This window comes from Weizmannia sp. FSL W8-1119, from assembly GCF_038008605.1.
GTDB classification, from domain to species: Bacteria; Bacillota; Bacilli; order Bacillales; family Bacillaceae_C; genus Weizmannia; species Weizmannia coagulans.
The window spans coordinates 2,222,808-2,237,284 of record NZ_JBBOZL010000001.1; the positions used below are offsets into that span (position 1 = coordinate 2,222,808).

The 14,477-nt window shown below is 48.2% G+C and carries 11 protein-coding genes; 2 read left to right on the plus strand and 9 right to left on the minus strand.

Going from position 1 to position 14,477, the window contains the following annotated elements:
• Nucleotides 1-163: 163 nt before the first annotated feature.
• A complete protein-coding gene (locus NSQ19_RS11025; protein ID WP_340702840.1) occupies nucleotides 164-1,195 on the minus strand; it encodes an EAL domain-containing protein in 1,032 nt (343 codons plus the stop codon).
• Between the two features lie 204 nt (nucleotides 1,196-1,399).
• Between NSQ19_RS11025 and NSQ19_RS11030 the strand changes: the two genes are divergently transcribed.
• The gene (locus tag NSQ19_RS11030; protein ID WP_029142162.1) at nucleotides 1,400-2,893 is read left to right on the plus strand and encodes a catalase; all 1,494 of its coding nucleotides are present in this window, start codon (nucleotides 1,400-1,402) and stop codon (nucleotides 2,891-2,893) included.
• Between the two features lie 268 nt (nucleotides 2,894-3,161).
• On the opposite strand, the gene NSQ19_RS11035 is transcribed toward NSQ19_RS11030, so the two are convergent.
• From NSQ19_RS11035 to NSQ19_RS11065, 7 genes are all read right to left on the minus strand, one after another.
• The gene (locus tag NSQ19_RS11035; protein WP_340703181.1) at nucleotides 3,162-3,713 is read right to left on the minus strand and encodes an undecaprenyl-diphosphatase; all 552 of its coding nucleotides are present in this window, start codon (nucleotides 3,711-3,713) and stop codon (nucleotides 3,162-3,164) included.
• Between the two features lie 31 nt (nucleotides 3,714-3,744).
• Entirely contained in the window at nucleotides 3,745-4,485 is a 741-nt protein-coding gene (locus tag NSQ19_RS11040) for a polysaccharide deacetylase family protein (protein WP_029142160.1), read from the minus strand.
• Complete coding sequence (locus tag NSQ19_RS11045; RefSeq protein WP_340702841.1) at nucleotides 4,461-5,744, minus strand: MGDG synthase family glycosyltransferase; 1,284 nt, start codon at nucleotides 5,742-5,744, stop codon at nucleotides 4,461-4,463. The genes NSQ19_RS11040 and NSQ19_RS11045 overlap by 25 nt, the downstream gene beginning before the upstream one ends.
• Before the next feature lie 335 nt (nucleotides 5,745-6,079).
• Nucleotides 6,080-6,946 carry a hypothetical protein gene (locus tag NSQ19_RS11050; RefSeq protein WP_340702842.1) on the minus strand — a complete coding sequence of 289 codons (867 nt, stop codon included), beginning with the start codon at nucleotides 6,944-6,946 and terminating at the stop codon, nucleotides 6,080-6,082.
• 15 nt (nucleotides 6,947-6,961) lie between these two features.
• Complete coding sequence (locus NSQ19_RS11055) at nucleotides 6,962-7,468, minus strand: anti-sigma factor family protein (protein WP_340702843.1); 507 nt, start codon at nucleotides 7,466-7,468, stop codon at nucleotides 6,962-6,964.
• A 4-nt stretch (nucleotides 7,469-7,472) separates the two neighbouring features.
• Nucleotides 7,473-8,006 (minus strand): RNA polymerase sigma factor, encoded by a 534-nt coding sequence (locus NSQ19_RS11060; protein ID WP_017554867.1) that lies wholly within the window; start codon nucleotides 8,004-8,006, stop codon nucleotides 7,473-7,475.
• Between the two features lie 333 nt (nucleotides 8,007-8,339).
• Nucleotides 8,340-9,500, minus strand: a complete 1,161-nt coding sequence (locus NSQ19_RS11065) for an MGDG synthase family glycosyltransferase (protein ID WP_429903447.1) — start codon at nucleotides 9,498-9,500, stop codon at nucleotides 8,340-8,342.
• A 573-nt stretch (nucleotides 9,501-10,073) separates the two neighbouring features.
• Between NSQ19_RS11065 and NSQ19_RS11070 the strand changes: the two genes are divergently transcribed.
• Entirely contained in the window at nucleotides 10,074-12,305 is a 2,232-nt protein-coding gene (locus NSQ19_RS11070; RefSeq protein WP_340702845.1) for an ArnT family glycosyltransferase, read from the plus strand.
• 226 nt (nucleotides 12,306-12,531) lie between these two features.
• Here the strand turns inward: NSQ19_RS11070 and NSQ19_RS11075 are convergent, their stop codons facing one another.
• On the minus strand, nucleotides 12,532-14,451 hold the full coding sequence (locus tag NSQ19_RS11075) for a glycoside hydrolase family 25 protein (protein WP_340702846.1): 1,920 nt from the start codon (nucleotides 14,449-14,451) through the stop codon (nucleotides 12,532-12,534).
• Nucleotides 14,452-14,477 lie beyond the last annotated feature (26 nt).

Below are 14,477 nucleotides of genomic sequence, written 5' to 3' on the forward strand. Positions count from 1 at the left end.
CTGTACGGCTTGTTTCTCTTTTTTTGCCAGGTCCGCTGATTCGCATCCTTGCTGAAGCAATTAAAAAAGCCGACCTATCTTTCAGGTCCAGCCTCGTAAACGCAATGAAGATTCATTTTTTAGCAAACGCTACAAAAACGGCCATTGCAAAACCCGAAAGCCCCTAATTTCCTCCAGGAATGACCGCAGCAGGTTCAGGGGCAGGTTTTCCAATATAGTACCCTTGCGCCAAATGCATGCCGATCGATTTGCAATAGAGCAGTTCCTCTTCGCGTTCAATTCCTTCCGCCAGCACATAAATGCCGGTTTCTCCCGCAATTTTCATGACTTCCTGCAAAAAGCGCTGTTTGACCTTATTCTCGTCGCAATGGGAAATAAAAAAACGGTCGATTTTCACATAGTTCGGATTTAAGATTTTCAAAGTTTCAAGCGTTGCGTACCCCGAACCGAGATCATCGAGCGCCACGCTGACGCCAAGATCACGGTAAATCCCGAGTATCATTTTTAAAAAGTGGATATCGTTGATCTTCTCGGTTTCCACGACTTCAAAGACAAGGTCCTCGGGGGAAATATCGTACTGTTCAATCAAAGTGAACGTATGCCGCAAGCAAAACTTGTAATCATAAATCGAAGCGGGCAAAAAATTGATAAAGCTCTTCACGCCGCGGGACAGTTTCTCAGCACGGGCTTTCAGTGCCGCTTCCCTGGCGCGCAAATCCAATAACGAATGCAGCCCGGTTTTATGGGCGGCATCAAATAACAGGCCTGGGGGAATGTTCCGGTTCGGCAAACGGGTGCGTAGCAAAGATTCATAGCCGTATATTTGGTTGTCCTGAATGCGGATGATCGGCTGAAAATAACTTGTCAGGCTGTCGGAAATAATCACTTTCACAAGCATCTCATAGCGGATGCGCTCTTTCAATTGAGAAAGCGGCAGGGAGAGCGTCGAAAATCCGGATCCGGACGGATGGACACTGGTGAAAAGATCAACCGTTTCGGGCATATCTTTTATGATATCAAATAAAGTATCCTTTGCTTCAAACGGAATCATTAAATACTCCGAAAGAACTTCGTATACACAGGATTTCTGCGTCATATATTCAATGACAGCCTGCGTTTTTTGTATGTATAATACACCGCTTTCCGGAATATGAAAAGATGCATCGTTCTCCAGGTTTGGCTTCTCATTCAGCATGTGATTCATCCTCATCCAGTCGTTTAACTTATTTATACCAAAAAATGCCCGGCAAAGCTACTATGAATAGCACATTTCCCTCACACTTCTATTAGTCCTCCTTTGATATGATCATCTTTACTTTAAATTTATTATAAATAAATATTGATTTTTATAATGAACCAGTTATAATATAGATATCAAATAGCAAAAGGTGGGAACATGATGAGTGATCAAAAAGACAACAAAAAAATGACAACTGCATTCGGTGCCCCGGTTCCGAATGACACAGATTCAAAAACCGCCGGCAAAAGAGGCCCGTTATTGATGGAAGATGTCTGGTTTATTGAAAAGCTGGCCCATTTCGACCGGGAAGTGATCCCGGAGCGGCGGATGCATGCAAAAGGTTCCGGCGCGTACGGGACGTTCACAGTGACAAACGATATAACGCAATATACGAAGGCAAAACTCTTCTCAGAAGTCGGCAAAAAAACCGATATGTTCATCCGCTTCTCAACCGTTGCCGGTGAACGCGGCGCGGCGGATGCCGAACGCGATATCCGCGGGACAGCGATGAAATTTTACACAGAAGAAGGCAATTGGGACCTTGTCGGGAACAACACGCCTGTATTTTTCCTCAGAGACCCGAAACGTTTCCCGGATTTGAACCATGTCGTCAAACGCAACCCGCGCACCAATATGCACAGCGCGCAGGCAAACTGGGATTTTTGGACGCTGCTGCCTGAAGCGCTCCACCAGGTGACGATTACGATGAGCGACCGCGGCATCCCGGCAAGCTACCGGAATATGCATATGTTCGGAAGCCATACGTACAGCATGTTCAACGCCAACAACGAACGTGTCTGGGTCAAATTCCATTTTAAAACACAGCAGGGCATCAAAAACCTCACGGACGAAGAAGCGCAGGAAATGATCGGCCGCGACCGTGACAGCCATCAGCGCGATTTGTACGAAGCGATTGAAAACGGCGACTATCCGCGCTGGACGATGTACATACAGGTGATGACGGAAGAAGAGGCAAGAAACCTGCCGTATAATCCGTTTGACTTGACAAAAGTGTGGTACCATAAAGACTTTCCGCTCATTGAAGTGGGTGTCGTCGAACTGAACCGCAACCCGGAAAACTATTTTGCGGAAGTCGAACAGGCCGCATTCGCCCCGACCAATATTGTACCAGGCATTGGGTTCTCGCCGGATAAAATGCTGCAGGGCCGCCTTTTCTCTTACGGCGATGCGCAACGTTACCGGTTAGGCGTCAACCACTGGCAAATCCCTGTCAACTATCCGAAAAAAGCGGAACACTTCCATCCGTACCACCGCGATGGCGCAATGCGGGTTTTCAATCCGGCTGAAGGCGGCTCCGTCTCCTACAGCCCGAATAGTTATGGCGAATGGGAAGACAGCAAGGAACACGCAGAACCGGCACTCGATATTTTAGGTACAGCCGACTATCACAATTTCCGTGAAGATGATGACAAATATTACGAACAGCCCGGCAAATTGTTCAGGCTGATGACGGCGGAAGAACAGCACAGGCTGTTTGCAAACACGGCACGTAGCATGCAGGGAACGACAAAAGAAGTCCAGCTCCGCCATATTGCGAACTGTTATTATGCAGATCCGGCATACGGCGAGGGCGTCGCGCGCGCACTTGGTATTCCGATGAGCGAAGTCGAGGCGGCTGTTTCGAGAAAATAGCCGGCAGATAAAGGTTTGCGGTGACGCTAAAATGCACATGATACAAAATGATCTTAAGTTTTTGCAAAGCCCGGGCACCAATTTGCCTGATGATGACTTTTTGCAGCAGGCAAAAGCGCGGCAATATTTTGTTCACTTATATAGATATAAAATGTAAAAAGACGTTGAGGCGCAAATAGTAACGGTGCCCAAACGTCATTTTAATTGATTTAGGGTAAGGGCGGGACACAGTGCCAAATGGTGTCCCGCCCTCTTTTCGAGTGATTGTTCATTTATATCCTTTTTTTGTAAATTTTGCGCATATGTCATGATACCAGCCGATCAGCATGCTAAAAGCCGGATCAAACAACCCTTTCATTTTTTGAATGGCCCATACGGTGAACAAGGCAACAATGATGCTTGCCGCAATATCCCCCGGATAATGGTGCCCGACCCATACACGGGAAATGCCGGTCAAAACGGCACAGAGAATCATCGCTGACCCGAGTTTCCGGTTCCGCACCCATAAGGCGAAAGCCATTGCAAACGTGCCTGTCGCATGGTCGCTCGGAAACGAGTCATCGGCCGCATGCGGAATTAAAATGCTGGTATGATACGTGGCAAATGGCCGTGGTTCATAATAAACAAGCGTAATCAAAAAATTGACCAGCAAAGCGGCAATCCCGGCAATCCCGGCATAAAGCACCATATTTTTCATTTTATCATTGCCCAAAAACCACACAATCAATAAAACAGCGGCAAAAAGCGGCAAGGCATCCTGTGTAAAAAAAATCATGATGCCATCCAGTAATTTGTCATGCCCTGACAAGTTGTGGACCATAAAAAACAATCTGGCATTCTCATTCATGGCTCTATTTTCTTTCCTTTCTTCTATGGCTGGTTTTGATAGAAGAATGTTTGTCAAACATCTCGTCCATCCGCACGAACCGGAAGCCGCGCGCTTTTAATGCCGGGATGGCAACCCGCAAACCTTCAATTGTATACTGCGGGGCATCTTCATCTGCGCCCGGCGTGACGCCGCAATCATGCAGCAAAATCACATCACCGCTTTCCACCCGGGTGATCAGGCCGTTTGAAACTTTTTCCGAACCGCCTTTTCTCTTCCAATCACGGAACATTTTCGACCAGTGCACCATGCAGAACTGCTTGTGCAGAAAAAAGTCCAGCAGATGCATCATCCCCCACGGCGGGCGGTAAAAAACCGGCCTCTCCCCGGTGATATTTTCAATAATTTGTGCCGACTGCTCAAGCGTGCGTGCATTTTTCCAAGGGCTGATCAGCCAGTTGCACTGGTGCTTATAATTATGAAGGCCGATACAATGCCCCTCACGCGACATGCGCAAAACGATTTCCGGGTACCGGGCCGCCCTTTCCCCGACGAGAAAGAAAGTGGCCTTAATTCTTTCCCGCTTTAAAAGATCAAGCAGTACCGGCGTATATACCGGGTCCGGCCCGTCATCAAAGGTGAGCGCAATCTCCGCATCTTTTTTTCCTTTCCAACATACCCAGAAACCGAGTTTGGCCGCTAAAAAATATGGAATAATAGCATATATGAAAAGCAATAAAATCAATACCCAGATGATGACTTCCACACCGTGCCGCTCCTTTCATCCAGAGATTCATGCGGGTGATGCACAAGCAAAGCCTTTTTTCGCATCCTTGCATACTTTCCGTGCGCGGTATCCGGCATTTCCGGATCAGGCGAGTGAATGAGCCGCGCATATTTTGCCTGGTCAATAACGGAAAGCACCCGAAAAGCGGCTTCCCTGTTCTGAATCGAAAGCGTATTTCTTTTCATCTTCGCAAGCTGTGCCCTGTTTTCATTCAGGTGGGCTAAACACCGGATTAACGTTCCTTCATCTGGTGCCTCAACTGCTGCGCCTGCTTGTGTTAAAAAGGCTGCGTTATCTTCTTCCTGGCCCGGCAACGCTTTGTATAAAATCATCGGCAGTTCCATGGCCAATGCTTCCGCAGTTGTCACGCCGCCCGGTTTCGTAATCATGACGTCCGAGACGGCCATTAAATCACACACATAATCAATATAGCCGAGCACGAAAACCTTGTGTTTCGTCCCTTTCAGATCATCCATCAGGTGGGCGCGCAGTTTTTCATTATGCCCGCACACGATCAACAGCTGCATGCGGAAAGGCACCGCGTCCAGTTTTTCAGCCGTGAACAGCCCGTCCCCGAACAGGCCTTCCCCGCCGCCCATGACAAGCACAACCGGCAACGCCGGATCGAGGCTGTATTTTTTGTATAAAGCCTGCTTGTTCACTGGTTTCAGGAAACTCGGTTTGATCGGGATCCCTGTACAGGAAATTTTCTGGCCAGGAATGCCGAGCCTGATCAGCTGCCGGCGCAACATATGCGAACCGACGACATAATGATCTGTGTACGGATGCAGCCACGAACTGTGGTGTGTATGGTCAGTAATGACGGTGACGAGCGGGATATCGGACAGCCCGTATTCCTTTAATTTTGAAATCATGGCAGACGCAAAAGGATAGGTGCTGACAATGACGGACGGGCGTATCGTTTCGAGCATCCGTAGTGTCTTTCTCATCCCTGTAGAAAATAAGCCGGTCAATGTTTTCGACAGGGCATTCCTTCCATACGTTTTACGGTACAGATACCCGTAAAGATTCGGGAATTTTTCAATACCTTTCATATAAACATAGTGGCTGACCGGGCATAATGCGGGATGGACCCATTCCATGAAATCGACGACAACCGGGTCTGCTTTTGGGGAACGAATTTTCATCGCCTGTTCAATTGCCCGGGCGGCCTGCAAATGCCCTTCCCCAAAAGCGCCTGTTAATATCAACACTTTGTCTTTTTTCTTGTTGGCCATTTTCTTTTCCCCTCTGCTTTTCGGTCTGTTTACAGGAAACGCGCCGCTTCTCTTTCTCATGCGGCTTCCTTTCGATACAATACAATAGACTTTGAGGGAAAAAGAAAAGTTCATTTACAGGCGATAAAAATTTGCGGCCATTGTTTTCCTGCTCTTCCATTTAAACGTATTTTGAAAAATACTGTAAAAATTTGTTGCGAAAAATTGAAACAATGCAAGACTTTTTTCCGGAAACAAAAACACCGTTTTGGCATTTCCCTGTTTTTTCATCGGGATCTGCCCGGTTCCCGGATGAAAAAACGTAGCCGGGTACTCACGAAAAAACATGCGGCCGCTTATTTTGCGGCCGCACGTTTTTTCCTGTTTCTCCATTTTTGAAATAGCCATGTGACCGAAATCCCGAGCGAGTACCAGAACAAAATCAGGAAAATGACTTCCCCGACCAGCGGGATGCTGCAAAGGGCAACCAGGATGGTCACGCCCGTTAACAATTTCAGCCATTCCTGCCTGCCGTTTAAAACGTCAAAGGTGCTGCCGATTTCCCTGCCAAGAAACACGAGCCCTGCCAGGAGGGATACAAAAACAGCAAGGGATAACAGAAGGACAACCGGTATTAATACCACCGTAATCGTCAAAAACAGACTGAGCGCAAGGACGACAAGCGACAGCAGGCAGCCGGTAATGATCATCCTTCCGGGCCGCGTGTAGAAGGACCGGATCCCGGAAAAAAGCGGTTTTTGCGCGACTAAGCCGAACAAAACAGTGCACACAATCAACAGCAGGCTTGCGGAAAGCCGGAAAAACCAGAGGGCAAGAAGCATGACAGCGGCAAAAATCATACTGTCAAGCGTTTTATTGTTCATATTGATAGACAGGACATGTTTCGCTACACGGGCACCCGGCTGCTGTTTGATATTTCCGCCGAGCACAAATACAGAGCCGCGGATATCCGCTGACTTTCGAATATTCAAATTCCCGTTGATCACAATGACGGCTGTTTTGACATATCCGCCGACGGTCGCGTTATTCCCGATCACAACGACATTTTCAACTTTTTCATTTTTCGGGATGACCGTATGCCGGTCGTGGATGATGATTCTCATTCTTTTTTCCTTTGCAAACGCAGGGTGGAAACCCGCCCCTGCGCTCAGAAAAAGCAGGAGCAAGGACAATAAGCAAATCAATGTTTTTGTGGCTTTCATTTTTTTCTCCATCCCCTAATCCTTCACCGGCTTCATGGTGAGAAGGCCGAACAAAATCCAGATACAGACAGCCAAAATCACCGCCATCACCACCATGATCCCCGCAGACAAAGCCGGGAGCGCGGAAAGAATGGAAAGCGCAATATGAAAGCCGCTTGAAAGAATATTGAAGAGGGCCTGAAAAATATTCATGCCGACATAAAACGGTTTTCTCATCACCGGGTAGGTGGCAAGCACAAAAGCGGCACAGCAAACCGCAAAGAACCAGGCAAACACGCGGTAATGCATCGCCAATTTTTCCTGCGGCATAATTTTAGCCAGAACCGCCTTTTCAAACTGGATTCCCGGCACCTCAACCGAATGGTAAAAACGGCTGATTTCCGCCTGGACCGCCTCCAATTCTTCCAGTTCGCGGCGGCAATCCGGGCAAAGGGCAAGATGGGCTTCAACCTTTTTTCGGTCCGTTTCACTTAACGCATCATCCATGAAGGCCGGCAATAAATCCCGGACGTGTGTTTCCATGTGATCACCCTCTTGAAAGTTCTTTTTTCAAAATATTTCTCGCTGTGTTGATGCGCGACTTGACGGTACCAAGCGGGATGTTCAAGATGTCTGCGATCTCTTCATAGGAATAGCCCTGGATATCGCGCAGCACGATCGCTGCCCGGTGTTCCGGCGACAATTTTTCCATCGCGCCGCGGATGTCAAATCTCAAATTGGCACTGTCGATATTGGAAGTTGCCCTCCTCAGCGGCTCCTCTTCTATTTCCGCCTGAAGTGCCGCTTTTTTTCGCAATTTTTTCAGCCGGTCATAGCATAAATGAGAGACGATCTTCGACATCCAAGAAGCAAAAGCATAGGCATGTTCCAGTTTATCCAGGGCGTACCAGGCTTTCACAAACGCTTCCTGGGCGATATCTTCCGCTTCCATCCGGTCGCCTGTCATGGCGTATGCATGCCGGAACACCTCCCCTTTAAACTGGGCCACCAGCACGGCAAACGCATCTGTATCTCCTGCTTTTGCCTGCCGGATCAACTGTGTTAAATCCTGCTCCACCATTTTCAACTCCCTGCTTAAGCAACGCGGTCTTTTGCCGTTGCCCGGGCATGTGCAAAAGCGGCAAGGAAATTGCAGGTGCACACGCCCATTTCATTCCATGTTCATTATGGCATATTTTCCTTTCCGCCATCAGGAAGTTTTTTTATCATCCACTTAGCGCCCCATTTGGATAGAAGTTTCCCCGTACCGGCCGGAAAGACGGGCGGCAAAATGCCGATGCAAGCTTTGGGCCGGACTGAAACATGTGCCCGGTTTTCACCGGCAGGAAATGATGATAAAAGTCCCCGGAAACGAACGGTAGCCCCTTCCAGGAACATAGACGCCCGCAAAAAATCAATAAGAGGTTGAAACAAAGTACTGGTCCTTCAGCACTTTATCCGGCGTTTGGTTTGCTTTGCGGCCGAGCAGACCGCGGATCAATACATCAAATTCTTTCCCCCGGAGTTCGATTTCGCTCCCGTATTGGCGCAGCCGCCGGTAAAACCGGGCCAGCTGCTTCCCGTCTTCCAAAATTTCCATCACCTGTTCCTCTACCGGTTTGGTGAAGTCCAATTCAAAGACAAGCCCGTGTTGTTTCAAAAAAGCAAGATTGATTTCTTCCTGGCCGGGGAGGACGGAGTGGATAAAAATCGGCAGTTTTTTTTGAATCACTTCGCTGATCGTGACACCGCCCGGCTTTGTAATGATCGCATCCGCTTCATCGTACAGCCGGCTCATTTCCTTTCTGGACTGGATATACGGAACCGGGATGATATGTTTCATCCCCCATCCGTTCAGCTTGTGATACAATTTTTCGTTTTTTCCGCATAACACATAATAATCGGCCCTGCCCGGCTGTTCCCGTTTCAATGCCTTCAGAAGGCGGTACAGATCACCGAGGCCGCTGCTGCCGCCGGATATTAAGATTTTTTTCCGGGATGTATGGCGCAAAGCCGTTCTTTCTTTAAACGCTTCATGAATCGGAATGCCGGTGACAAAAATGTTTTGTTCAGGCACGCCGTTACAGATGAGCGTCGTTTTGATCGTTTGGTTCGGCACAAAATGGATGTCAATTTCTTTTTTTCCCCACAAACCGTTGACGAAAAAATCGGTGTACGCATTGATAACCGGGACATCGATTTTTCCTTTTGATTTCAGCCGGCTGAGCAGCATCGACGGAAAACTGTGCGTGCAAATGACGAGATCCGGATTTTCCTCGGCAATCAGTTTTTCCATTTGCTTAATAAAAGAGAGTTCATAGAGTTTCATTAATGCGGTCTGGTCGGCATCCGCATAAATAAAATGTTTGTACACCCATTGGTATGTCCGCGGTGCTTTTTGAATCCAATTCAAATACATTTTCGTGACGATTTTTTCCAGCATCCCGCTCGTATAGGAAATCAAATCAACTTTTTTCATTTCAATGGTACTGTCCATACATTTCAATTTATGCATTAACGTCTCTGCGACCTGGTGATGGCCGGACGGCATTTTTAAAAGCGGTAATATGAGCACTTTAGCCAAGCTGTCTTCCTCCTTTTCCGGAAGCCTGTTCTTTTTATAATAAATAGACTTCCGCAATTGCCGGGAAGTTCATTCTGATTTTTACCAAAAAAGCAGATTTTAAACAATTGAATTGTATACCGGATGGGTGTTTTCCAACAAGTATTTTGCCAATATTGGCCGTATTTTGAGCAGCAAGCCGCCTGCAGGGTTTTTGCGGGCATTTTTCGGCCGGAATTTCACCGCCTTAAAAACGGCCAATCCGGCAAAAGGATGGTTCAGGATAAAACCGTGCTGCGCGGCATTTCGCCCGGAAAACCCTTCACGTAAACACCTGCCGGCTGGCCGCAATTTCCCGCGTACCGCTGAAAAAACTGCGGGTTTTTTCATTGAATTCTCACGGTTTATTCAGAATAAGCTGCTATACTGGTCCCTTGAGAAATCTGGAAAATTATGCAAGAATACGAAGTGCAGGCGGCGGGGCATGATAAAAAAGAATGTTTTCATGCACCACTAACCAAACACACAACTTGCGCAATGAGAATGGAGATTGCGCGGAAAGATAATCCATGAGGTGAGCCCTCCATGTTCGTGAAAAAGATAACCATCAGTCTTTTCAGTGTCATTTTTACCGTATCATGCGCTCTTATCACGATCGGCAGCTTTTTCATCGCGCCGCTGTGGGCGGAAAAAAATGACCCGCATTTCGTGCTGCTTGATGGAAAATGGAATATTTCAACCGGGCAGATGGCAGCGCTGTTCCTCTTTGCTGTAGTCGCCATCCTGTTTTATCTTGGCTGTTTCCGCATTTTTGCAAGGCTTTCAGACAAAGGGCTGAAAAGAATGGCAGCCTTTTTGTTTGCCGTTATTTTGTCTATTGAAACGGCGATTCTTATCCTGTTTCACGGGGTGCAGCCGCCCAAGGTGGATGGTGGCCATATTTATCTGGAAGCTTTGTATTTATTAAAGCACGGGACATTGCTCGGAAATGAGTACTATTTGCAGCTCTACCCGAACAATGTACCGATTACCATTGCCCGTTACCTGCTTTACCGCTACCTAGCGTTTGGAAATCCAGACTGGTTTTTGATTGTAGATAAGCTGGCAGCGGCTTTATTCCTGAATATCGGGATCTTTTTTCTCTGGCTGCTAGCGGTGAAAACATCCGGCCGCAAAACGGGAAATTTGCTGCTTGTTTTTACGATTACATGGCTGCCGCTCTTTCTTTATATCCCGTATTTTTATACAGAAAGCCTTGCGATCGCCTTTCCGTCCATGGCGGTGTATTTTTGGTACTGCCACAGCCGTACGGGGCGCCCGGTATACCTTTTTCTGCTCGGTGCAGCGCTTGCTGTTGGATGCCAATTAAGGGAAAATATGGTATTACTTTTGCCTGCCCTTCTGATCTACATGCTCTACACGCTCCGGCTGAAACAAACCGTGCTGCGAATAGCGTTCATTATGCTTGTTTTTTTGCCTGTCACTTTTGGGGCAGAGGCGTATTACCACCATCTCGGCTACCGGGAAAACGCAACCATCAAGGCGCCGGTAACCCACTGGCTGGCGCTTGGCCTTTCAAATGAAGGCCGATACAATGTCGCGGATACGAGATTGTCAGAAAGTCTTCCCACCCAACAGGCAAAAAAACAGGCGGATTATGCACTGATCAAACAGCGGATCGAAACGAGGGGGCCATCCGGTCTACTCAAGCTTTGGGCGGTAAAAGCCTTCCGCACATTTTCACAAGGCGATCAGGCCTACGCCAAGTACAATCAGCGGATGGACCATTACAACGCCGCATACCGCTATGTTTACGGAGACCAGAATAAAGTGCTGTTGTTTATCATCCAGGTATTTCATATCGCAACGCTCTTTTTGCTGGCCGTTTCCGGCTTAACGTTCTTCCGTAAAATAAGATTTGATGTTCAATTACTCATGCAAATTTGCTTATTTGGCAGCTATTTGTTTTTCATTTTGATTTGGGAAGCAGAACCGCGCTACTCCCTCCTGTTCACGCCATTGATGATTTTTTGCGCTGCACGGGGTCTTGAAAAGATGCATCAGTTCTTGGAAGCAAAAAAATGGCTGCCGGCACAAAAAAGATGGAAACTGCAAACAGCAGGAAACTGGCTGCTCGTTTTAAGCCTTATTGTCCTGCTCGCCGTTTGCGCCAAATGGAATGAAAAAGCATTCACAGGGACAACCGAAAAATACGAGGATTATATCGTCAACCAGCAGGCGGCCAGAGGAAAACCTGTTGCGCTTGTTGACCGGCATCATACCGTTACCCAAACGTTTATCGCAGACAAAGCTTTCGACCGAGTCGCTTTTATGCCTGCCCGATTCCACGGTAAAGCCGCATACCGCGTTTCTTTATGGCATAAAAGCGGCGGGCGGCAAAAAATGGTGTTTGAACGAAAATTTACAAACCATAAGCGAAAAACAAACGGCTATGAGGCATTTCTTTTGAAAAAAGCCTTGCCCGGCGAAAACAGGCATTATTCGCTCCGGATCGAACAGCTCCACGGACCGGCGCATGCCCGGATGTTCCTTCATGCGAACGGCCAGGGCGGACATTTTGAGCAGATGGATTTGTACGGAGGGGGCCAATTTTACCAAAACGGCAAACCGATGGCAAAAACAGACCTTACGTTTACCGTATCAAAACAGATTACCGGTCCCCATATAAACCGGCACCTGTACAGATGGCTGTTTGGATGTGCTTTCTTTATGCTTTTACTCTATGGGCTTACTGTCCTGCCGGGAGGGGCAAGCAGAAAAGCAGCTAAAAAAATCCGCGAATTTGTGGATGCCTGATCACCCGCTTGAGCCGTTTGGCAGCCCGGCGCTTGATCAATAGAAAAGTTGGCAGATGCGAAAGACCTGAGCCGGCAACAAACGGGAAGCTTGTGGAGGCCTGAACCAGCGGGCGGGGAAAATTTCTGCGATCATACCGCGCGCTGGCCCGGATGTTCCAATGCTGATGGAAGCCAAATCAAAACGGCGAGAGCAGTTTCTCGCCGTTTTTTTTTGAGAACATCTTTTAAAAATCAGGATCATAGCTGATATCAAGGTCAAAATGGCCGGTGATGCCATCGATCGTTCCGGTTTCGGTGTACTGCCAAACGTCTGCATTCGTACCGAGCGTGATGTTATACCGTGCCAGCCAGATTTTGGTATTGCTAGGCCAAGAATCTGTATGGCCCTCAAGATAGCTTTTCCAATTAAAGTAGCCGGCATAAATGCCCACTTTCGTCTGCCCGAGCGTCTGCATTTCATTTAAGAAATAGCCAGCACAAGCCGGGGCCGCATTTGCCCACCAAGTTGTTGTAATGCTATTCGTCCCGGTAGGTTCTATATCTTCGAAAGCGTAGCCCGTAAACGCATAGCCGGTTTTCGCCTTTGTTTGGGCCAGCACTTGATAAAAATGCTTGGCTTCTGCAATATGCTGTGCGGAAGTGGTGGTGGAATTGCCGATCATATGATAAGCATGGACCGACAAGCCGGCGTTTCTGGCATACTTATAATATGTATAAAACTTAGAGTCCGTATACCCGGTTCCTTCCGTTGCTTTCAGGATGACAAAACTGTAGCCCTGTCTTTTCATAAGGTTAAAACTACTCTGTGTCAATGTTTGATAATGGCTGACATCCAGTCCCTTTGCCGTCGTGGCAGACGCAGCGGCTGCTCCGGTACTGCCTGTTGCAGCCGTCCCGGATGCGGAACCTGATCCAGTGTTGCCCGTTGCAGTCGTCCCGGACGCGGAACCCGATCCAGTGTTGCTCGTTGCAGTCGTCCCGGACGCGGAACCCGATCCAGTGTTGCTCGTTGCAGTCGTCCCGGACGCGGAACCCGATACGGTCTTGCCCGTTGCGGATGCGGAACCCGATCCAGTGTTGCCCGTTGCGGATGCGGAACCCGATCCAGTGTTGCCCGTTGCGGATGCGGAACCCGATCCAGTGTTGCCTGTTGTGGTCGTTGCGGTTGTGCCGCTTGTTGCTGCGGCAGCCCCTGTTATGCTGGACGCAGATCCAGACGTGCTGCCGGTTGCTGTTCCCGTCGTTGTCCCGCCCGCTGTGGAAGACCCCGTTTGGCTTGTCCCTGCCGTTGCCTTCGGCGTGCTGGTTGTTCCGCCCGCTGCCGGTGCAGGTTTTGTGAAGTGGCTCGTATAAATCCAGCCGCTTTGGGCTGTCCCAACAACGCAGACATGGGACATATTTTGGGTGCTTTCTTTCACATATACCTGCTTATTCGGCCTGATGACAGCCGTATACTTTGTATGGGACGAAGTGGTATACAGTTTGGAAGAAACATAGACCGTTTTCTTCGCCAGCGTGCCGGTTAAGTTATTCGCGTAAATATATCCGGAACTGCTGCCTGCTTTTACTTGGTAACGGCCGTGCGACCCGTTAAAAACCGATACTTTTTGCCCATCTTTAATCGTCTTTTTATACGAATTGCCGGTTGCGGATGTGTATAATTTAGACGGCATCCACGTATATTTTACAACCGGCTTGATAAAATGGGTTTTGTCAACATAGCCGCTGTACCCGGTTCCGATTACGTGGACCAGATACATGCCGTTTTTCGTTGCTTCCATTTTGATATACATCATCTTCCCAGCCGGCACGGAAGCAACGTACGGGCCGCCTGCCGCCTGTTTATAAATTTTCGAACCAAAATAGTCCTCTTTTTTCACTTTGCTGCTTGTCAGGTTATCAGCATAAATGTAACCTGTTTTCCCACCTGTCTTCACCTTATAGCGCTTGCCCGATTTGCTGTAGACAGTTACCGCTGTGCCGCTGTTCACATTGCCGGAGTAAGCCGCGCCAGACGCCGTTTTATAGAGCTTTGACGGCGTCCACGTATACATGGTGGACGAGGCGGCTGAAGCAGGCTTCGCAAAACTTAGCACGAACAGCAACAGAAAGCCCGCACCCCCGAAAAAAATCAATCTTCGCAATCTGTCTCCTCCTTTTGTTCTATGTA

Bases quoted from the DNA above. Each gene is read 5' to 3' on its own strand.
- NSQ19_RS11025 (WP_340702840.1), bottom strand. From the start codon at position 1,195: ATGCTGAATGAGAAGCCAAACCTGGAGAACGATGCATCTTTTCATATT.
- NSQ19_RS11030 (WP_029142162.1), top strand. From the start codon at position 1,400: ATGAGTGATCAAAAAGACAACAAAAAAATGACAACTGCATTCGGTGCC.
- NSQ19_RS11035 (WP_340703181.1), bottom strand. From the start codon at position 3,713: ATGGTCCACAACTTGTCAGGGCATGACAAATTACTGGATGGCATCATG.
- NSQ19_RS11045 (WP_340702841.1), bottom strand. From the start codon at position 5,744: ATGGCCAACAAGAAAAAAGACAAAGTGTTGATATTAACAGGCGCTTTT.
- NSQ19_RS11050 (WP_340702842.1), bottom strand. From the start codon at position 6,946: ATGAAAGCCACAAAAACATTGATTTGCTTATTGTCCTTGCTCCTGCTT.
- NSQ19_RS11055 (WP_340702843.1), bottom strand. From the start codon at position 7,468: ATGGAAACACACGTCCGGGATTTATTGCCGGCCTTCATGGATGATGCG.
- NSQ19_RS11060 (WP_017554867.1), bottom strand. From the start codon at position 8,006: ATGGTGGAGCAGGATTTAACACAGTTGATCCGGCAGGCAAAAGCAGGA.
- NSQ19_RS11070 (WP_340702845.1), top strand. From the start codon at position 10,074: ATGTTCGTGAAAAAGATAACCATCAGTCTTTTCAGTGTCATTTTTACC.